Raw genomic sequence first — 20,168 nt, forward strand, 5'->3', positions numbered from 1 at the left:
AGCACTGCAGGCCTCGTTGCCCGGACCGAACGCTGCGTTGGAACTTGTCGAAAAAAGACCCGCGCGCGTTCGTGCGGGTGGTGGAATGCCGTGGTGAAGATCGCAAACCCGACAACAGGATCTGTTATGGGAGCATAAAGATTCGCGGTATAGTGACCCTGTTTTCAGGGACACTCGCGCTGACGCGATCCGGTAACAGGACGGCGCAATCTACACCTTTCCAATGTTTCTCAGATTATGAATATGTTTCCTTTCATGCAACACCCGAATAGGGCTGGTTCAAGGTTCTGTGTTCGAGGATCCATGTGTGGATGGCGCGACTCAGGCCATTGAGGATGCGATGTAGGCGCGACCGATCCCTGCGCCGGCATGGCAACGCGTTGAACCTCGAACCTTCCCCCTTGAACCGCCTTACCCATTCCCATAGATGCACAGCACCCGGGCGATCTGGTCGGTGGGGTTGTTGAGGGTGTGCTCGGTGGTGCCGTCCTCGTAGAGGCAGTCGCCGGCTTCCAGGCGGAACCGCTGGTCGCCGTATTCATAGTCGAGGGTGCCTTCGAGCACCATGAGAAACTCCTCGCCCTCGTGCGCCAGCTTCTGCCGGCGCGCCTCGCCGGGCGGGACCTCCAGCAGGAAGGGCTCCATCACCTTGTTGGGCCGCTTGTGGGCCAGGGCATGGTAGACGATATTGGAATCCGGTCGATCACGCTCGACGACCAGCCGCTCGTCTTTCCGCACGATCACCATCTCGGGGCGCGCGTCGAGCCCCTCGAACAGTTCCGACATCGTCACGCCGAGCGCATCCGCGATCTTGGCGAGCGTGGCCAGGGATGGGGTGACGCGGAAGTTCTCTACCTTGGACAGCACGCCGCGCGTGAGGCCTGTCAGTTCGGATACCTGTTCGAGCGTATACCCTCGCAGCGTCCGAAGCACGCGGATGCGCTGCGACAATTGAACCAGATTCATCGCTATATTGGTCATGCATGCGGCGCCGCCCCAGCCGGGTGCGACCCGCATCATCGTATGATGTACCCTTAACGTAGTGCCTTCGGGAGTTTGAACAGGTAGCTTGATGCCCATCGCTCGTCACCCATCCGATGTGAAGATCGGAATCGCTTTTCTTATTTGCCTCTTTTTCTACACGCCGGCCATCGGGCAATCCCTTCCCTTCTACGACGGGTTCGACGACGGCGATTTTGCGGGCTGGAGCGTCCACGACGACGTCGAGCCCCAGAGCGGGCCCAGCCAGTGGGTCGTAGAGAACGGGGTGCTCGTCCAGAAGTCGAATATCTGGTCCTACGCGCCCGTCGAACTCGAAACGAAATATCACCTGGGCACCCACGTCGTCGCCGGCGACGCCGCGTGGGCGGATTACAGCCTCAACGTCATCGCCCGCTCGGCCGACAATGACGGCATCGGCCTCATCTTCCGGTATCAGGACGCGCGGAACTACTACCGCGTCCTCCTGATGAACGACCCGGCGTGGTCGGGCCGCGACATCAACGGCGTCGCCGTCAACACGCCCATCCAGCGCATCGAAAAATATGCGGACGGCGAGCCCTACATCCTGGCCGAAAACAAGGTTGCCCAGGCCTATCCCTCCGGTTTCTTCTCGCTGACCGCGGAGGCGCGGGGCGATACGCTGACCGCCTACCTCAACGGCGACGCCATCCTCACCATCGTCGACACCTCGTATACCGCCGGCCCCGTCGGGCTGCTGTCCTACGCCAACGCCGGCGCCTATTACGACAGCGTGTCGGTGACGGCGGAGCCGCTCGTCTACGACGGCGCGGGCAGCGTCGCGACCACCTACCCGGTTCGCGAGTTTCGCGCGCCGTACATCCAGGACCCGACGCAGACCTCCTTTTCCGTCGCCTGGCGGACGCTGGAGGCCTATGCCGGCGAGGTCCGCTACGACACGGAAAAGGACCTCCTCCGCTTCTCGGCCGTCGAGGCGGACGCCACCAAAAAGCACTTCGTGCGCGTGGACGGCCTCGAACCGGGGCAGCGGTATTATTACGCCGTGTACGACGGGGATACGGAGGTGCAGGGCGAGGAAAAGACGCGCACGGCGCGCGGCCCCGACGAAACGCAGTTCTCTTTTCTCGTCCTGGGCGACAGCGGCGTCGACACCCCCAGCCAGTGGCGCGTCGGCGCAGAGATGCGCGAGAGCATGGACCGCCAGGAAATCGATTTTGTCGTCCACGTGGGCGACGTACACCAGGGCATCGGGGACTATTACGACAACATCTACTTCAAGCCCTACCGCGAAATCATCAAAAACGTCAACATCTTCACCTCGCTCGGCAATCACGACGTGATCACCGACAACGGCGACGTGTACATCGACGATTTTTATCTCCCCCACAACAACCCCGACAGCACCGAGCGCTACTACTCGTTCCGGTGGGCCAACGCCTTTTTTATTGCGCTCGACACGAACGGCGATTACAGTCCGGGCTCCCCCCAGTACCAGTTCCTGGTGGAGCAGCTCGAATCCAAGGAGCGGGAGGATGCGCTGTGGACGTTTATCTATGCGCACCACCCGCCCTTCTCCGAGTACTGGGTGGGCTATTACGGCGAAGCCGGCGTGCAGAATGACCTCATGCCCCTCTACGAGCGGTACGGCGTCGACATGGTCATGAACGGCCACACCCACAGCTACGAACGCGGCGAAAAGGAGCACGTCCATTATCTGATCTCCGGCGGCGGCGGCGGCGCGCTCGACGACTTTTTCGTCGACTACGAGCACATCAGCTACTCCCGCAAGGCCCACCACTTCACCCGAATCGACGTGGTGGACGACCAGCTGACGGTTTCGGCGACCGACGAGTTCGGGACTCCGATCGACCACTTCGTCATCGACAAATACACCCAGGTCGCCCGCGAACCCGGGCCCCTCGTGCCGGCAGGCCTCGAACTCGACCAGAACTTCCCGAACCCCGTCGCCGGCTCGACCAGCATCCGCTACCGCGTCCCCGAACCCGGCCCGGTCCGCCTGGAGCTGTTCGACCTGCTCGGCAAACACATCGCCACCCTGGTGGACCGCCAGCACATCCCGGGCTCCTACCTCGCCACGTACGACACCGTGCGCCTGGCCGCCGGCACCTACCTGCTGCGCCTCACGAGCGGCGAAACGTCGGTCAGTCGGCAGATGAAGGTGGTGGATTAGGGCCGTGTGCCTCGCCGCGTGTCATCCAAGCATCGGTCTGGCGAGAAACAGGACTGGGGCAAGCGCCGAGCCACCGCGCCAGGTGATTCAGTACGGTTTACCCGGTCCTTCTGTCATCACCCGGTCTTCCATGGATCCCCACTTTCGTGAGGATGACAAGACGGGGCTGCGGGGATGACGGTCAGGCGCCTCCCGGCACGGCCTGGTAGTACCCGTTGGCCTGAAGCAGCGTCACGGGCGTTTCGTACAGGGCTGAGAGGACGCCGTCCGTGAGGAGGTCGGTCTTGGCCCCGGCGTCGAAGACCGCGCCGGCCTTGATGAGCACGATCTGCTCGATCTCCGGCGGGATCTCGTGGAGGTGGTGAGTGACGAGGATGACGGTCTTGCCGGCCTGCATGAGAGAGCGGATCGTGTGCAGATACTGAAAGCAGGCGTTCAGGTCGAGGCCGCTCGTCGGCTCGTCGAGGATGAGGGTCTGCGGGTCGTTGACGAGGGCGCGGGCCAGCAGAAAACGGCGCTGCTCGCCGGTGGACATCCGGGCGTAGGTGCGGTCCGCAAGGTGGGCGATGCCCAGGTCTTCGATGACCCGTCGCGCCCGTTCGCGCTGCTCCGGCGAGAAGGTCTGATGCGGCCAGGTGTCGATGCTCGCGTAGAAGCCCGAGAGCACGATGTCGTCCCCTTTCGCATGGCCGACATAGTCGAGCTGCAGATCGTGCGATACGACGCCGATCTGGCTGCGCAGCTCCCAGACGTTCCAGCGCTCCTTGCCGAGGACGCGCACATGGCTATCCTCGGCATACACCGCATGGATCTCGCGGCAGAGCAGCTTGAGGAGGGTCGACTTGCCGGCGCCGTTCGGGCCCAGGATCGCCACATTCACGCCGGCCTCGATGCGCAGGCTCAACCCATCGAACACCTTGTTTCGACCGCGGAAGACGGTGGCGTTGGCGATATCGAGTAGTGCAGATCGCAAATCGCAAAAGGCAAATTGAGTGGCGCACATCGTCGGGGGAAGCGCCGATAACCCGCCGAAGCCCTACCCGGCATTCCGGTGACCGCACGATTACCCCCGTCCTTCAGGGCGGGGACAGGATACCACACGACGACTTCGACGCCAGGACTTTCAGGTTGAACCGATCGAGGTTCAAGGTGCCATGTTTATGGCAACAAATCCCTACACCCCCCGCAGCGTCGCGTCGAAGCGATCCAGGAAGGCGTCCACGGTCGCCTCGTCATGGGCGATCGAAAGATAGAGTTTCGTCCCCATCGGATTCAGAAAAATCCCGCGCGCGAAGAGCCCGAGCATCACCGCGCGGCTTTTGACGGAATCGCCGCGCCGCGTGGCGCGGTAGTCGCGCACCGGCTCCGACTCGGTCGTGAACACGACCTGCGCCAGGGGGCCGTCGCCGATGATCTGGCCGGCGATGCCGCGCTCGGCCAGCACCCGGCGCATGCCGGCGCGCATGTACGCGCCCATCCGGTGCAGCTCGGGATAGATGCCATCCGCCCGAAACACGCCCAGCGCCGCTGCCGCCGCCGTCGTGGAGATCGGATTCCCCCCCAGCGTCGACGCCGTCCACACATAGTGCGGGGAATGGCCGAGACCGTCCTCACGAACCAGCGCCATGATGTCCGCGCGCCCCCCGTACGCCCCGATGGGATACCCACCGCCGAGCGCCTTGCCGTAAGCCACGAGGTCGGGCACGACGCCGTAGTATTCCTGCGCCCCGCCGTAGGCCAGGCGGAAGCCCGTCACCACCTCGTCGAAGATGAGGAGCACGCCGTGGCGCTCTGTCGCCTCGCGGAGCGCCTGCAGGAAGCCCTCCGCCGGCGGCAGGCAGCGGTGCAGCGGCTCGACGATCACGGCCGCCAGCGCGCCGGCGTGTTCGGCGATCAGCCGCGCAGTCGTCTCGATGTCGTTGTAGGGCGCGATCAGGACATGCTGCTGCACGGCGTGGTCGACGCCGGCGGACGACGGCTCGGGCGCCGGGAACGCCTGCAGCTTCTGAGGAAACAGGCTGGTCACGCCCTCGTCGTTCGCGCCGTGGTAGGCGCCCTCGAACTTGAGGACCTTCTTGCGCCCCGTAAACGCGCGCGCCAGCCGCAGCGTGTACATCGTGGCCTCGGTGCCGGAGGCGCAGAAGCGGATCTGGTCGCACGCCGGACTGAGCCGCACCAGCTCCTCCCCCAGCGCGAGCGAGGCCTCGGTAACATACGCGAAGTTCGATCCCCGGCCGGCCTGTCGGACGACGGCGTCCACCACCTCGGGCCGGGCGTGCCCGACGAGCGCGGAGCCCCATCCCATCGAAAAGTCGAGGAACGAACGGCCTTCGGTGTCCCATAGCGTACACCCCTCGCCGCGATCGATCACGATCGCCATGTCGTCGGGAAGGTTGAACTCGCCGTTGGAGCCGGCGGGAAACACGCGCAACGAGCGCTCGGCGTCGGTGATGGTCGTTTGCATGGGCATATGAGAAAGCTCAAGTCGCAAATCGCAAAAGGCACATCGCCTCATGGTGTTCGCGATTCATGTTCGTCATTCGGTGTGCGGTTTACAATTCAGCGATACACGCCTCCAGGATGTCCAGCGCCTCGTCCAGCTCGGCGTAGGAAATCGTCAGCGGCGGCACCAGAAGGAGGATGTTGCCCATCGTGAGCTTGAAGCTGAGGCCTTTCGACAGGGCGGCGTACATCACCCGTTCGGCCTCGTCGATCGCCTTCGATCCGTCGGGGCGGACGAGGTCGGCGCCGAGCATCAGGCCGAGGCCGCGCACATCGCCGATCAGCGGATGCCGCTCCCGCATGTCGAGGAGCCGGCGCAGGGCGTATTCCCCCTTCAGCCGGGTCTGTTCGAGCAATCCTTCCTGCTCGATGACCTCGATGGTGGCGAGCGCCGCCGCGCAGGCGACGGGGTTTTTTTCGTGGGTGAAGTGCCCGAGCGCCCGGTCGCCGGCGACATCAAACCGTTCCCGGGCCAGCACGGCGGCCAGCGGGAAGACCGCCCCGCCCAGCCCCTTGCCAATCACGAGCATGTCGGGCACGATGCCGTAGTGCTCCACGGTGAACATCGTCCCGGTGCGCCCGAGGGCATGCGGGATCTCGTCCAGGATGAGCAGCGCGCCATGCCGGTCGCACGCGGCGCGCACCTTCCGCCAGTAGTCCACGGGCGGGATATAGGGTGTGCTGCGGACCGTCTCGGCGATGACCGCGGCGACGTCGCCCTCCTTGGCGAGGACGTAATCGATGTAGTCCGCGCACTTGAGCCGGCACGTCCCGCCGCAATCCCACGGGCAATCCGACGGGTTCGGGGGCGGCACGTGCTCCGTGCCGGGCATCAGCGGCCCGATATCCTTCCGGAAGATCGCCTCGCCGCCGATGGAGATGGCGTCCAGCGTCGCCCCGTGGAAGGCATCCCACATGGAGATCGTCTTGTGCCGGCCTGTCACCGAACGCGCCAGCTTGAGGGCCATACTCATCGCCTCGGCCCCGCCGGGCGCGAACAGCACCTTGTTGAGGTCGCCGGGCGCCAGTTCGGTGAGTTTTCGGGCGAGATGGATCGCCGGCTCGTTCGTGTAGCGCCGCGTGCAAAACGGCATCGTTTCGAGCTGCTTCACGACGGCCTGCATCACGTGCGGATGCCGGAAACCCACCTGGTGGACCCAGTTGCCGTGGAAGTCCAGGATCCGCCGGCCCTGCCGGTCGATCAGGTAGCTCCCCTCGCAGGCCTCGATGACGTTGAGGCAGGGCGTGGACAGCGACTGATGCAGAAAGTACCGCGCGTCGTCGGCGAGCAGTTCGGCCGTGCGGTCGTCCACATGGGCGTCCTGCCAGGCCTTGCGGTGCGGCGAGATGTTGAGGTCGCCTTCGGAGCGGAGTTCATCGAGCGGATTGCTCATCGGTCACCTCGCCATGGCCGCAACGCCCATCGCCTCCAGCGTGTCCGCGATGGCGCCGGCGAGGCCCCGGATATCGTCCGGGAAGATCTGGCCGATGTTGCCGATCCGGAAACAGTCCGCCTTGCTGAGCTTGCCGGGGTAGATCACGTAGTTGAGATCGCTGAGCCGGCTGTAAAAGACCTCGAAATCGAAGTTCGGATCGGTCGGGTAATAAAACGAGGTGATGATGAAGCTCTGCCGTTCGGCCGGCAGGTAGACCGTAAAACCGAGCCGGCTCATCTCGGCGATGAGCAGCGTATGGTTGCCCCGGTACCGGGCGCCGCGCGCCGCCACGCCGCCTTCGGCCTCCAGTTCGAGAAGCGCCTGATGGAAGGCGAGCAGCGCATGCGTCGGCGGGGTAAACCGGAACTGTCCGTTCTGCTCGAGCCCTTTCCACTGGGCGAGCAGATCGAGGCTGAGGCTGCGGGCGAAGCCGGCGATGGCGAGCAGCGCCTCGCGGCGGGCAAGCACAAACGCGAAGCCCGGCACGCCCTCGATGCACTTGTTGGCCGACGACACCAGGAAATCGATGTGCGCATCCGCCATGTTCGCGGGGATGGCGCCGAAACTGCTCATCGCGTCGACGCAGTACACCTTGCCGTGGCGACGCACGATGTCGCCGATCTCGCGGATCGGGTTCAGGATGCCCGTCGTAGTCTCGCAGTGGACGACGAAGACGTGGGTGATGGCCGGGTCGGCCGCCAGCCGGCGGTCCAGCTCGGCCAGGTCCGGCGTCTCGTCCTCCGGGCAGCTCTGCTCTTCGGTGGCGATCCCCAGCACCCGCGCCATGTGCGCGATGCGGGTCCCGTACGCCCCGTTGATCACGACGAGCAGCTTGCCGTCCGGCGGCACGACGGAGCCGACCACCGACTCGATCCCGAACGTCCCGCTGCCCTGGACGATGACGGCCTCGTAGCCGTTCTCCTGCGAGAGCCCGTCCAGCGCGAGGAGCCGCCGGCGGATGTCGCGGACGACGGCGATGAACGACGCGTCGCGGGAGCCGAGGTCGACCTTCATGGCGTCCTTGACCGTCCGGCTCGTGGTGAGCGGACCCGGGGTGAACAGCAGTTTGCCGCGATCGTCGCCGGCGTGGGTTTCGGATGTGGGTTGCATGCGTGCGCGCTCCTACCAGGGAAGCGAAAAGGTTTTGACGGTCGACATGTACTTCATGGATTCCTGCACCCCCTCCTTGATGCCGAGGCCCGAATCCTTGACGCCGCCGAACGGCGACAGCTCGATCCGGTAGCCGGGCACCTGGTTCACGTTGACGGTGCCGGTGCGAATGCCCTTGACGGCCTTGAGCGCGTGATCGAGGTTCTGCGTCACGATGCCGGACGACAGCCCGAAGTCCGAGCTGTTCGCCAGCGCGATCGCGTCGTCAATGTCGCGCACGGCCAGGATGGGCGCGAGCGGGCCGAAGGATTCCTTGCACACCATCTCGGTCGTGCGCGGGACGTCGGCGATGACGGTCGGCTCGATCTGCGCGCCGGTCCGCTTGCCGCCGAGCAGCACGCGGGCACCCTCGGCGACGGCCTGATGGACGCGGCGTTCGAGGGTCCTGGCGGCGGCCTCATCGATCACGGTGCCCACCACCGTCTTCGGGTCGGCGGGGTCGCCGGCGAGGTAGGATTTCGACTTCTCGACGAACGCCTCGGTGAAGGCCGGCAGGATCCCGTCCTGAACCAGGATGCGCTTGACGGCGGTGCAGCGCTGGCCCGAGTTGCGGTAGCTGCCTTCGGCCGCGAGCGACACCGCGAGGTCGAGGTCGGCGTCATCCAGGATGATGAGCGGCGAGTTGCCGCCCAGCTCGAGGCACAGCTTCTTGTAGCCGGCGATCGAGGCGATCCGTTTCCCCACGCTGGTGCCGCCGGTGAAGGTGACCAGCTCGATCCGCTCGTCGCGGATCATGGGCTCCACCACGTCCTCGATCGATCCCAGAAACACGCTCAGCATCCAGCCGGGCAGGCCGGCTTCGTAGAGCAGCTCGGCGAACTTGATCGCGGTGAGCGGGGTCTTTTCGGAGGGTTTGAGGAGGATGGGCGCGCCCGAGGCGATCGCCGGCGCGATCTTGTGCGCCACCTGGTTCAGCGGATGGTTAAACGGCGTGATGCCGAACACCAGCCGGAGCGGCTCGCGGAGGGTGAAGATCTTGCGCGCCTTGCCCTGGGGCGTGATGTCGCACGAAAAGATCTGGCCGTCGTCGCGAATGGCTTCCATCGCCGCGAACTGGAGGACGTCCTGCGCGCGGCCCACCTCGTAGTGGGTCTCCTTCATGCAGAGCCCGGCCTCGCGGCGGATGCAGTGCGCGAACTCGTCGGCGCGGGCCTTGAGCAGCTCGCGGGCGTTGTTGAGGATTTCGTAGCGCTGGTAGCGCGACAGCGGCTCGCCGGCCTTGAGGGTGCGCGCGATCATGCGATCCGCCTCGTCCCAGCCGATGGCGGCCACCGAGCCGACCTGCTCGCCCGTGTAGGGGTAATGCACCGCCACGGTCCGGCCGGTGCGGACGGCGTCGCCGGCGATGTAGGAAGGGAGGTCCTGGACGGGTAGTTCCGTTTCGCTCATGCTGTCGTTCCGTTACAGATAAAGTCGAAGATGTCGAAGTTGCGCGGGTCGCCGGCGGCCAGCGCATGATAGTGATCGTTGAGCGGCTCGGAGATGAAGAAAGGCACCATTTCCTCGTAGCGCCCACCGTGGGAGCGCAGGCGATCGGCGAGCTGGCTGAGGTCGTGCTGCGCCGGCGTGCGCCCGAGCACGACGTCGCGCGCCGAGAGCACGAACAGGTCGCCGATGCGCTCCGGCGGCAGTTCGAGCTTGAGCGCCGCCATCTCGCGGTCGTACACCTCGGTGACGCCGTCGCGGGCGAGCAGCCAGCGCGCCACGTCGTCGACCGGTACGTCGTCCGGCACGTAGACCGTCACTGCCGAGCCGAGCGCGCCGTGGTGGACGACATACGGATCGGTGATCGGGCAGATGACGCGAAACGGCCGGCCGAACTGCTGCTCCAGCATGGTCTCCACATAGAGCACCTTCGGCGTGCCATCAGGGTGCGTCTTGGCGTTCATGCCGTGGTCGGCGGTGGCGGCGACGATGGCGCCGAGCTGGGCCAGCCGGCCCAGTTCGCGGTCGATCGCTTCGTAGAAGTCGAGCGACTCCGGCGCCTCGGGCGCGTACGCGTGCTGCATGTAGTCCGTCAGCGACAGGTACATAAAATCCGACAGCCCCTCCTCCAGCAGCCGCACGCCGGCGCGGAGCACGTACAGGCTCGCCTCGCCGCTGTAGATATTCGGCATCGGCCCGACCAGCGCTTCCACGTTGTCGATGCCGTTCACGGCCCGACTGGCCTCGCGGGCCTTTTCGGAGGAAAACGCGATGCCGTCCATCCCCTTCGAGAGGATCGCCCGGAGCTTGTCTTTCGCGGTGACCATCGCCACCTTCCGGCCGGCGCGGGCGGCGGCGGCGAGGATCGTGTCCGTCCGCAGGTACTCCGGCGCGTTCATCATCACTTCCTGGCCCGTAGCCGGGTCGAGGAAGTAGTTGCCGCAGATCCCGGTGACCGCCGGCGGGACGCCGGAGACGATGGCCGAGTTGTTGACGTTGGTAAACGACGGCAACGCCCCGCGCATGAAGCCCCGGTAGCCGGCGCGCTGCATGGCGTTCAGGTGCGGCATCCGGCCCCGGGCCAGGGAGACGGACAGGTACTCATCGGCGCATCCGTCGATGCAGATGACGGCCAGCGGGCGGGCCGGGGGGGCGTAGCGCCGGCCGTTCACTTCAAACGGCCGGGTTGCAGGGGTGTCGGACAAAAGAGACCTCGTAGCGACGTTAACGTGATGTTGCGCGCAAGATAACATGCGGATCTTTCAAGAAACAGATAAGAACAGGTCGATCCAAAAAAGTTTATGCGCGCGCGCCAGCGGCAAGCTAGCTGACGCAAGGGGCATGGGGATAATCAAATTGTCATCATGCAACGTGCTTCGGACAACTCGCCGATGTCATCTCAACCACGCCTTCACGCGCCATAGCGAACGGAGAGATCACCAAGCCTCGAAAAATGTCTTCTCGACCGAACCCGCGATGCCATCGTGGGGAAGCGGAGAGACCTCCCGATGAAATGCGATGAGTTGGTGGAGGTCTCTCCGCTCCGGACCGATACATCGGTCCTACGGTCGAGATGACATGGCCCAGCCCTCGTCAGGAGGTCTCTCCGCTCCGGACCGATACATAGGTCCTACGGTCGAGATGACATGGCCTAGCCCTCGTCAAGAGGTCTCTCCGCTCCGGACCGATACATCGGTCCTACGCCGGCTGAGATGACATGGCCCAGCTCCCGTCACGGTTTTCCGCTCCCGACCGATACATGGTCCTACGGTCGAGATGACACTGGAATTTTTATTGTCTGGGCGGGGTTCAGAAACTGTTGAGAAATAAAAAAGAGTTGTCTTCTCGAGCCCCCGGCGCTTGCGACGGGTTATCGAAGGACCTCCCGAATCACTCGCGAATGGCTCCTATGAGCGTCTCACGGTGGTTCGAGAGGTCTCCCGCTTGCGCGGACGAAAGACTATCACGCCCACCGCAAGCGGAGGGCGGTTCAGGATGACGCACCGAGAAGGATTTTTGAAAATCCCAACCGTTTCTCAAGCCACTAAACACCCGCAACGGCGGCAGTGCCGTATCCCCGGCTTGCATCTCCACCGCTTCGAGCGCGAACTTCCGCTGATCCAAACACCAACAAACGCCCCAACCTCGTATGAAACGACTTTTTTCCGGTCTCCTGATCCTCGCGCTCGTCGCCGCAGCGGGCTGCGCCGGCTCGAAAAACGCCGCCAAACAGCCGCACCCGCTCGCCGGCGACTGGAGCTACCAGATCGACAGCCCCGAAGGCGCCTACACGGGCTCCATCATGGTGAGCGAAAACACCGGGGGTGGCATCGACGGCACCCTGACGAGCGATGTCATCCCGGGCGAGATGACCATGACCAACCTGATGTTCGATCAGAACCGCTTCACGTTCCGGTTCGATAGCGGGCAGTACGGGATCGTCGGCGTTAACGTGCTCGTCACCGGCGACGCGTTCAACGGCATGGTCAACGTGGATGGCGTCGGCGAGATGCCGATCCGCGGACAGCGGAAATAAGCCGGCTCTACGTCCGTTTTAGAGACCTCCCCCGGTTGCCGGCGGGAGGTCTCGCTGTTTCAGGCCCCCGTCGCCGTCCACGCCCCGGCTTCCCGAGCCGAGCGATCCATCGCCTCCACCACCCGCAGGGCCGACAGCCCGACGCCGGCGTCCGCCGCCGGCGGGATGCCCTGCTGGATCGCCTCGCCGAACGCCTGCATCTGGAGCAGAAAGCTCTCCATCCGGTAGTCCCAGAACGACTCCTCCGCGGCCGGCCCCTCCCCTTCCCGGTCGTTGTCCGCCGTCCGCCTGAACCAGACGACGTTCGGCTTGCAGCGCATCGTCCCCAGCGTCCCGCTGATCCGAACCTCGAAGCGGACTTCGGTGCAGTAGGTGGAAACCATCGTCCCCAGCGCCCCGTCGGGGAGCGTGAACGCCGCCGCCACGCTGTCGACCACCCCCGGCGGCGTCTGGATCGTCCGCGCCTGCGCGGCGACGGAGGTGATCGGGCCGATGAGGTAATGCACCAGGTCCACCGCGTGCACCCCGAGCTGCATCACAGGCAATAGCGGGCATCGGGTGGGGTCGAGCCGCCAGGCGTCCGCCGGCATCCGCGTCGCGTTGTCGGCCGCATAGTGGATCTCGACGGCGACGACCTGCCCGAGGTCGCCGGCGTCCAGCCGCTCCTTCGCCCGGCGGGCCGCCCGCGTGAACCGCTGGTTGTGCCCCACCATCAGATACCGCCCCGCCCGCCGCGCCGCCTCCGCCATCGCCTCGCCGTCGGCGACCGTGTTGGCGATGGGCTTCTCGACAAACACATGCAGTCCGCGCGCAAACGCCGCCTCGGCCTGTTGCCGGTGCAGGAAGTTGGGGGTGATGAGAGCGACGGCCTCGATGGCGTCGTCGGCGATGAGGGCGTCGAAGTCGGCATACGCCGCCGCGCCGAAGCGCGCCGCGGCGAGGTCGCGCTCGGCGTCGTTGGGGTCGCATACGGCAACAACCTGGATCGCCGGCGCCGCCTCGCAAGTGCTGGGCCCAGGCGTGCGGCCATGCCCGCCGAGTCCGACGCGAGCCCGAGGCGGATGGGAGATGGGGGTGGGTTCACGGATTAAGGATTAAGGTTTTTGGGAGTGTCATCCTCGCGGAAGCGGGGAACTGTCCGCGAATGCGGGGAACCGTCCTCGCGAATGCGGGGATCATACAACCAACCAGCCTGGCGTGGATCCCCAATCGAGTTGGGGATGCCGGGGATGTTGGGGATGACGAGCGCGCGTGTGGTTCGGGAGGTCTTGGTCTTGCCCCGATTTCGCGGAGTCCCGGTTAAGGGGTTCAGTTGGTAGTGTTGTTCGTATTGCTGCGGGCTGAGGTAGCTGATCGTCGGCGTCGACGCCTGTGGGTTGTACCAGCCCTCGATGTATGCAAAGATACTGCTGCGTGCTTCATCACTTGTTCGCGTAGCGTCTCATGGACGCGCCTCGTTTGAGGTGGCGAAGAAGCTCTCGGTGGGCGCGTTGTCCCAGCAGTTGCCTTTGCGGCTCATGCTGCAAACGATGCCGGCATCCCTGAGCATCTGCTGGTAGTCGCTGCTGGCGTATTGACCGCCGCGGTCGCTATGATGCAGCAGGCCGGCGCCAGGCTTACGCTGAGCGAGCGCCATCGTTGCCAGCGCAGGCCTTGACGAGCGCGCCGTCGATGCGCCGGTTCATAGATCAGCCCACCACACGGCGGGAGAACAGATCGAGCACGACGGCCAGGTAGAAGCCAGCCCTGCGCGTCCAGACATACGTGATATCGGATGTCCAGACCCGGATCTGGGCTCGGGAACCGGAAGCCCTGATCCAGCAGATTGGCCGCCACCGGCATCCCGTGCTTCGAATCGGTCGTTACCCTGAATCGCTTCGATCAGCGCCTGAATGCCGTGCGCACGCATCAATCGCGCTACCCGGTGGCGACCGCACTGCGCCCCGCGATCCTTCAGGTCGCGGTACACACGTGGACTGCCGTAGCTCCGATCACTTTCCCGATGGATCGTCTGGATTCGGCCCAGCAGCGACTCGTTGGCCCGGGCTCGCGCGCTCACACCGCACACGCCAGGCAGTGCAACCGCTGAGCGATACCTCCAGCACACGGCACATCGCCGCAACAGCGATTCCTGATGCATGTCAATGAACTGGCATCTGCGCGCCGCTCATGAAGATACCCACTGCCTTTTTAGGGATGAGCACCTCCTCGCGAAGACGGTCGCTCTCGCGTTTGAGGCGGGCGAGCCATCACGCGGATTGCTGCCCGGAAAGGCGCGCCTGGTATCCTGCGCAAGGCGTTCCCGCCACCGGTAAATCATGTTCTCGTTGATGCCCAGATCGCGAGCCGTTTGCGCAATCCCGTGCCTTGCCCGTTGGAGTGCTTCTTGTTGAATTCCTTCGTGTGTTCTGCGTGCTGTCATGGGAGTCTGGTTTGGCGTAAAGTAGTGCTTTTCCAGACTCCACTTTTTCGGGGCAAGCTCATCTCCCCGCGTTCGCGAGGAGTGGCATTCATCACGCCCACCGCAAACGGCCTACGGCTCGGGATGACCGAGTTATTCCTCCGCATTCGCCGGAGGCGTTCCAGGCTGATTTCGGCATTTTGCAACAGCGGCTCGCAGTGCGTTTCCAGCGTCAGGTGCCCGAGTGCCGGGGGTTTCGCCTCGCCGAGCCAGCCGAGGATGTCGGGCCACGGCGGTCATGCCGGCGCCGACGGCCACCCAGGGCGCCTCGGGCTTTTTGGGCGAGAAGTCCTTCACGTGGAGGTTGACCAGATACGGCGCGAGGGTGTGGACGGCCTCGTCCGTGACCCGGCCGCCGCCCCACTGGAGGTTGGCGGGGTCCCAGTTAAAGCGCAGCGCGGGGTGGTCGAGTTCGCGTAGGAGGGCGATGGACTCCGCCGGCCGGTCGATCCAGAAGTTGGGCTCGTTCTCGACAGCCACCGTGATGCCGGCCTCCGCGGCCGCCTCGGCCGTCTGCTCGAACGCGCGGAGGACGCGGGCTCGGTTGGATTCGCGGCTCCGCCGCGTCCATCTCGAACCCGAATACGATGAGTGTCGGCGCTTCGAAGCGCTGCGCCAGTTCGAGGCTTTTGGGGAGGACGTCGTCCAGCTCGCGGCGCAGCCGGTCGGTGTCGGCGACGTTGCCCTTGAAGATCCCGGGGGAGACGGCCGTGATCCGCGCGCCGGCGGCCCGCTCGGCGTCGATCCGGGCGATTTCTTCCTTCGTGAATCCGGGGAAGCGCGCCTTGCCGCCCTCGCGGAGTTCGAAGAGCGAGAGGCCCCAGGTAGCGGCCACGTCGAGGGCCTCGTCGAGGGCGCGGGAGATTTCGTCGGTGACGATACCGATGTTCATTGCAAATCAAAAAATCGTAAATCGCAAAACGGGCCGTCGCAAGCTGAAACCGCCGTAGGTCGGGTTAGGATCCGTCGGGTTGTAAAACCTGACCATCCGTAACCCGACACCCTGCAAGATGTAACCTCGTCCCGACCATCCGTAACCCGACACCCTGCAAGATGCACTCCCTGTCCCGACCATCCGTAACCTGACACCCCTGCAAGATGCACCTCGTCCCGACCATCCGTAACCCGACACCCCGCAAGGTGCACCTCGTCCATTCATCGAATCAACGTCACGGCACGCGTGACGGTCACCGGCCCCTCCCGCCCCACGGCAACCATCTTGACGACATACAGCCCGCTCGCCACCTGACGCCCGGCATCGTCCCGCGCATCCCACACCATGCGGTGCCGGCCGGGGCTCACCGCCCCCTCCTCAAGGCTGCGAACCGACACGCCCAGCGCGTTGTAGATTTCCACCCGCACCTCAGCCTGCTCCGGCACATCGTAGGACACGGTCGTTTGCGAGCGGAAGGGATTGGGGTAGCTCGTGTGCAGGACGTAGCCTTCCGGCAACCCGCTCGTCGGGCGCTGCCGGCCCGTACCCGTAGGCGGCATGTACGTGAACTCCGCCTGGAGCACGCGGAGTGGATCGGGGCCCGCGTGCAGGACGGCGATGGGCTCCTTAACCATGTCGTTAAAAAACCGATAGGTTGTGGTGGTGTCGACGCCGAGGCCCCGAAAGCCGGCCATTAATTTGGCGATATCCGTGACATCCAGCCAGCCGAGTGGAGGAATCTTGGCATCAATCCGCGTCTCCGTAAACCGGGTCTGTTTTTCACGCAGGACGGTGTAGGTACCACCGGGGATGGTGAGGGCGCCAAACGCATCGACCGCCTGGAGCTGATTTATTGCGATCCGGTAACGCAACGAATCCGGCTGTATGAACTGCCGCAAGCTGGCTACCAGCGCCGGCGTAAACGCCTCGGGCGCCTCGGCGTAGAGGATGCCCGAACTACTGGCGCGGGTGTCGAAAAAGTTGAGCGGAGCGTAGCGATCCCCTAGCGGCGGATTGTACTGAAACAGGGAAGGAACGAACAGATCGAGGGGGGTGCCATAGTCCGCCGTCACCTCGATACGATCTTCGGTCACGTTGTAATACCGCTCCAGAGCAGGAGCAAAGACCGTGAACAGCTCGGCATCCGGGACTTCCGCGTTGCCCTCGCCGGCCGGTCGAAAAATGATCGCGTAGGTCGAATCGACCTGGAGACCGCTGTAGTCCCACACCAGATCGAACCCGGGAGGCGAAACCACCACGACGGCCGCGTCCGGCGCGTCGTCGATGGCCATGCGGAGCGTGTCGCCGGCGGCCGGGAAGGTTGCGTTGGTGACGGTGATCTGGGCGAATGCGGCAGGGCAGACCGCGAGGACGACGACGAGCGCCGCGAGACGAACGGAGGTCTTTTCCATAGGGAGCCGGAGTGGGCCGGCGGGCTGGTTGGCCAGGCGACATTACGACACAGCGCACTTCCCTACAAGATCCGCCTATTCGTTCGACGTGCCCCGGGTTACGGCGCCTCCATGGTTCGGATGTTTACCGCGTAGGCCCTCTGAGGATTTTGCATGAGAAGGAGGTCAATCTCCTCCTGACTGAATCCATGATCCGTCAAGGCCGGCACCAGGTAGTCGAAAATATCTATATATCCACGGTAGTCGCCCCCATTCTCCTGCCCTACGTGATACCACCCCGCATCATGCGAGATCAGTACTTTGTGAAGCAGACGCTCATCTTTCATCTTCTTCAGGACAGGCACCAACCAATCGATTCCGCCGGGCTTGTCCGCATTAGCATGATTCACGTTATCCAGTGAAATCCATGCCCCCTGTCTGGCGGCGTTAATGTACCCTTCCACCGTACCTCCCTGCGCATGCGTCCAGACAAACGCGTCGGCAGATACGCCCTCTTCTTTCAGGATCTGCAGTTGAGCCCGCGCAGGACCATCCGCACCCGTATGGGAAACAATGGTCAACCCCGTTTCTTTGTGCGTGATCGCCGCCGCCCTTACGAGGTTTACATGCATGGACGACAAGGTATCTCCCCCATCCACCGCCATTTTGATAAAGCCCGGGAAAATGCCTGTCCCTTCAATTCCGTTCTTAAATTCATTAATCCATACCTTAGCCATCTCATCCGGGCCGGCCTCTAGAGCCGACGAGGGAATAAACCGATTATTCCCCGCCCCATAATACCCTGTGTTTGTAACGATGTTGAGGCCGCTTTTTTCAGAAAGCTCCCGCAGCAACAGAGGATCTCGTCCGACATACGCAGGGGTGCATTCAAACAAGGTTTTTACTCCTCGCTCTTTGGCCTCCAGCAAAAAAGGCAGGGCACGCGCTACTACTTCGGACCGATCCCAGCGATGATACCCCGTGCTGTCCGCTCCGATGAAATCCACCAGGACATGCTCATGAATTAACGTGATCCCCATTTCCCGTACGGGTAGTTCACCGTTCACGGTAATGATGTACTCCTGACTCGGAATCGGCGCACAGCTCGAAACCATCACACATAGAAATAGAAGTATGCTTCGATTCTCCATCCTTATTTCTAACGTTGGGCAGGTGCCATGATGTTGTCTTGCTGCATGTACTGAGCGAAGCCGAAGTGAGCCTCGCGAAACAGCTGTCTGAAACGCGATTCCGAGCGAAAACGGCATCATTTGCGTCTTATTCACTCATGTTACGCAAGGCATCGTGTCCATCTGTGGATGCAAGATGAAGGATGCAGGATTTCGTCCGAAAAGCCTGTTGCCCGGTACAAAATCCTGCATCTTGCATCCTGCATCAGACTACCAGGCACACGGCTGCGTAAGATCAGTTATTCAGTTCCTTCACTGCATTGCTAATGACAACGTATGTAGCGACGCAACCCTTTGATCAGCGATACGCCATAAATACGATCGGTCGTGGGGTTTGTCGCCGAGTGGTGTCAGACTCAAAACCGCCCTGTCATCGCGACCGTACGCAGTGGCGATAGCCGATGCGGAAGCGGAGCGACCTCCCAAAGCCGGCTTTGAGCCATTCATATGGAGGTGCACCCGCCTTCGCGGGGGCAGGCTCTCCGCTGCAGTGCCGCCTTGCGCCGGCACTTCCGGCCAGGATGACAGGGCTCTTTATATAAATACCTCTCGGCGCCGTCCTTCAGACCCACCCGTCCCTGAGTTTTCGCTGACTCTATGCCAGGGCCATGTCATGCCCGAATAAAAAGCCCTGCGCAGCTGGGCTCCGCGTCTCAGGAGGACAAATTAACTCGTGTTACGCAAGGCATCGTGTCCATCTGTGGATGCAAGATGAAGGATGCAGGATTTCGTCCGAAAAGCCTGTTGCCCGGTACAAAATCCTGCATCAGATTACCAGGCACACGGCTGCGGAAGATCAGATATTAAAGCAAAGTGTGTATCGTCAGGTCGTAAAACGGCTTATCCTGGATTCCTTTTCTCCAACTCAGCGATTCGCTGTCGCAAGCGGGCGTTTTCCCGTTCGAGATCTGGCAGGGTTGGTGTACTCAAATTCCCTGGCTGGACGATTCGATCCTCCGTAAGGTAGACGCCGGAGAACATCGACGTCTTGACCGTCGCCTCGTGCAGGCTGCCCGTTCGATCCCGATAGCGGATCTCATAGATACGATCGCTTTTTTCGCCGAACCAGCCCCGTCCGAACGGACTCCACTTCGACTCAAGCAGTTCGCCGCCCTGGCTACCGATATACTCCTTCACCCGATTGCCCTCCAGGCTGCCGGCGATCAGCCGGTAGACGAGCAACACCACCAGAAGAACAGCGATTATCGTATAAGTATCCATGAGCTATGCGAATCAAGCGTTGAAACGTTCAAAAAAGCGGCGTCATCTCGACCAGAGGCCCGATCCATCGGGCCGCAGCGGAGACACGAGCGAAGCGACTGATGAGCGCCGCGAATCAACCCTCCGTAGGCCGAGCCATTCGCCAGTCATAGGAGGTCGCTCAGCTTCCGCATCGGCTGGCGCCGCTGCGTCCGTTCGCGATGACAGGGCTGGTTTTAGAAACACCACTCGAAGCCTGAGCAATGCTTCTACTCGTACCGCTACGCATGCGATCCGTGTTGATAAGCCCACGGGGGACTGGGGTTTTACCTGGTTTCGTTCTTCGGCCCTGTCGTCGTTCCGGGTTCTTTCCGGGCCGGCGTGTGTGCGAGCGCATCGTTCAGCGCGAGCCTGTTCATGGCGCACACTCGAAAAATCGCCGAGCAAGCCCTCCAATGTCACGCCGGCTCGGAGATGAAGCACCAGTGTATCTAACGGAACGCGGGTCGCTGTGAACACCGAGGTGCCAGTATTGGTTTTCCACGCGGTTCATGGCCGTGCTGGATGGATGGTGAAAGGTGCAATGTCGTTGGTGAGAAGAACGAGATCTTCCCGCGTGCCGCTTTGGCCGTAGTGCAAGGCCTCCCCTCGGTGACTTCGTAAACACTCCACGCCGGATCGCCGTAATCGATCAGGACCAGGTCGCGCTCGCGCTTCTTCTCGTGGTCGAAGAATTTGCCCCGGTTGCGCA

The 20,168-nt window shown here is 63.4% G+C and carries 15 protein-coding genes; 2 read left to right on the plus strand and 13 right to left on the minus strand.

All coding sequences use genetic code 11. The annotated features are described in order from the left end of the window. Positions 1 to 411: 411 nt before the first annotated feature. Complete coding sequence (locus R2834_03855; protein MEZ4699443.1) at positions 412 to 966, minus strand: XRE family transcriptional regulator; 555 nt, start codon at positions 964 to 966, stop codon at positions 412 to 414. 106 nt (positions 967 to 1,072) lie between these two features. Here R2834_03855 and R2834_03860 point away from each other — a divergent pair, with 106 nt between their 5' ends. Further along, positions 1,073 to 3,172 carry a metallophosphoesterase gene (locus R2834_03860; protein ID MEZ4699444.1) on the plus strand — a complete coding sequence of 700 codons (2,100 nt, stop codon included), beginning with the start codon at positions 1,073 to 1,075 and terminating at the stop codon, positions 3,170 to 3,172. 181 nt (positions 3,173 to 3,353) lie between these two features. On the opposite strand, the gene R2834_03865 is transcribed toward R2834_03860, so the two are convergent. The 6 genes from R2834_03865 to phnA form a co-directional block, all read right to left on the minus strand. Beyond that, positions 3,354 to 4,145, minus strand: a complete 792-nt coding sequence (locus R2834_03865; GenBank protein ID MEZ4699445.1) for an ATP-binding cassette domain-containing protein — start codon at positions 4,143 to 4,145, stop codon at positions 3,354 to 3,356. Positions 4,146 to 4,346: 201 nt separating this feature from the next. After that, on the minus strand, positions 4,347 to 5,636 hold the full coding sequence (locus R2834_03870) for an aspartate aminotransferase family protein (GenBank protein MEZ4699446.1): 1,290 nt from the start codon (positions 5,634 to 5,636) through the stop codon (positions 4,347 to 4,349). Between the two features lie 88 nt (positions 5,637 to 5,724). Continuing rightward, complete coding sequence (locus R2834_03875) at positions 5,725 to 7,068, minus strand: aspartate aminotransferase family protein (protein MEZ4699447.1); 1,344 nt, start codon at positions 7,066 to 7,068, stop codon at positions 5,725 to 5,727. Between the two features lie 3 nt (positions 7,069 to 7,071). Next, entirely contained in the window at positions 7,072 to 8,220 is a 1,149-nt protein-coding gene (locus tag R2834_03880; protein MEZ4699448.1) for a 2-aminoethylphosphonate--pyruvate transaminase, read from the minus strand. 12 nt (positions 8,221 to 8,232) lie between these two features. After that, positions 8,233 to 9,669 (minus strand): aldehyde dehydrogenase family protein, encoded by a 1,437-nt coding sequence (locus R2834_03885; GenBank protein MEZ4699449.1) that lies wholly within the window; start codon positions 9,667 to 9,669, stop codon positions 8,233 to 8,235. After that, positions 9,666 to 10,910, minus strand: coding sequence for a phosphonoacetate hydrolase (phnA, locus tag R2834_03890; protein ID MEZ4699450.1), 1,245 nt, complete (start codon positions 10,908 to 10,910; stop codon positions 9,666 to 9,668). Before phnA ends, R2834_03885 begins: the two co-directional genes overlap by 4 nt. 944 nt (positions 10,911 to 11,854) lie before the next feature. On the opposite strand from phnA, the gene R2834_03895 reads away from it, so the two are divergent. After that, positions 11,855 to 12,241: a hypothetical protein gene (locus tag R2834_03895; GenBank protein ID MEZ4699451.1), complete on the plus strand. Its 387-nt coding sequence runs from the start codon at positions 11,855 to 11,857 to the stop codon at positions 12,239 to 12,241. A 59-nt stretch (positions 12,242 to 12,300) separates the two neighbouring features. Here the strand turns inward: R2834_03895 and R2834_03900 are convergent, their stop codons facing one another. The 6 genes from R2834_03900 to R2834_03925 all read right to left on the minus strand — a co-directional run bounded on the left by R2834_03900 (position 12,301) and on the right by R2834_03925 (position 19,438). Next, a complete protein-coding gene (locus R2834_03900) occupies positions 12,301 to 13,329 on the minus strand; it encodes a Gfo/Idh/MocA family oxidoreductase (protein MEZ4699452.1) in 1,029 nt (342 codons plus the stop codon). Positions 13,330 to 13,682: 353 nt separating this feature from the next. Continuing rightward, complete coding sequence (locus R2834_03905) at positions 13,683 to 13,877, minus strand: hypothetical protein (GenBank protein ID MEZ4699453.1); 195 nt, start codon at positions 13,875 to 13,877, stop codon at positions 13,683 to 13,685. Positions 13,878 to 15,087: 1,210 nt separating this feature from the next. Continuing rightward, positions 15,088 to 15,594, minus strand: a complete 507-nt coding sequence (locus R2834_03910; GenBank protein ID MEZ4699454.1) for a hypothetical protein — start codon at positions 15,592 to 15,594, stop codon at positions 15,088 to 15,090. Positions 15,595 to 15,857: 263 nt separating this feature from the next. Continuing rightward, a complete protein-coding gene (locus tag R2834_03915) occupies positions 15,858 to 17,048 on the minus strand; it encodes a FlgD immunoglobulin-like domain containing protein (GenBank protein ID MEZ4699455.1) in 1,191 nt (396 codons plus the stop codon). Between the two features lie 98 nt (positions 17,049 to 17,146). Further along, complete coding sequence (locus tag R2834_03920) at positions 17,147 to 18,094, minus strand: hypothetical protein (GenBank protein MEZ4699456.1); 948 nt, start codon at positions 18,092 to 18,094, stop codon at positions 17,147 to 17,149. A gap of 963 nt (positions 18,095 to 19,057) precedes the next feature. Then, positions 19,058 to 19,438, minus strand: coding sequence for a hypothetical protein (locus tag R2834_03925; GenBank protein MEZ4699457.1), 381 nt, complete (start codon positions 19,436 to 19,438; stop codon positions 19,058 to 19,060). Positions 19,439 to 20,168: the final 730 nt, after the last annotated feature.

The organism is Rhodothermales bacterium, assembly GCA_041391505.1.
Classification (GTDB): Bacteria; Bacteroidota; Rhodothermia; order Rhodothermales; family JAHQVL01; genus JAWKNW01.

Excerpts from the sequence above, each read along its gene's own strand:
- R2834_03875 (MEZ4699447.1), bottom strand. The coding sequence starts at position 7,068 with ATGAGCAATCCGCTCGATGAACTCCGCTCCGAAGGCGACCTCAACATC.
- R2834_03925 (MEZ4699457.1), bottom strand. The coding sequence starts at position 19,438 with ATGGATACTTATACGATAATCGCTGTTCTTCTGGTGGTGTTGCTCGTC.
- R2834_03855 (MEZ4699443.1), bottom strand. The coding sequence starts at position 966 with ATGAATCTGGTTCAATTGTCGCAGCGCATCCGCGTGCTTCGGACGCTG.
- R2834_03895 (MEZ4699451.1), top strand. The coding sequence starts at position 11,855 with ATGAAACGACTTTTTTCCGGTCTCCTGATCCTCGCGCTCGTCGCCGCA.
- R2834_03885 (MEZ4699449.1), bottom strand. The coding sequence starts at position 9,669 with ATGAGCGAAACGGAACTACCCGTCCAGGACCTCCCTTCCTACATCGCC.
- R2834_03880 (MEZ4699448.1), bottom strand. The coding sequence starts at position 8,220 with ATGCAACCCACATCCGAAACCCACGCCGGCGACGATCGCGGCAAACTG.
- R2834_03870 (MEZ4699446.1), bottom strand. The coding sequence starts at position 5,636 with ATGCAAACGACCATCACCGACGCCGAGCGCTCGTTGCGCGTGTTTCCC.
- R2834_03910 (MEZ4699454.1), bottom strand. The coding sequence starts at position 15,594 with ATGAACATCGGTATCGTCACCGACGAAATCTCCCGCGCCCTCGACGAG.
- R2834_03860 (MEZ4699444.1), top strand. The coding sequence starts at position 1,073 with ATGCCCATCGCTCGTCACCCATCCGATGTGAAGATCGGAATCGCTTTT.
- R2834_03915 (MEZ4699455.1), bottom strand. The coding sequence starts at position 17,048 with ATGGAAAAGACCTCCGTTCGTCTCGCGGCGCTCGTCGTCGTCCTCGCG.
- R2834_03905 (MEZ4699453.1), bottom strand. The coding sequence starts at position 13,877 with ATGGCGCTCGCTCAGCGTAAGCCTGGCGCCGGCCTGCTGCATCATAGC.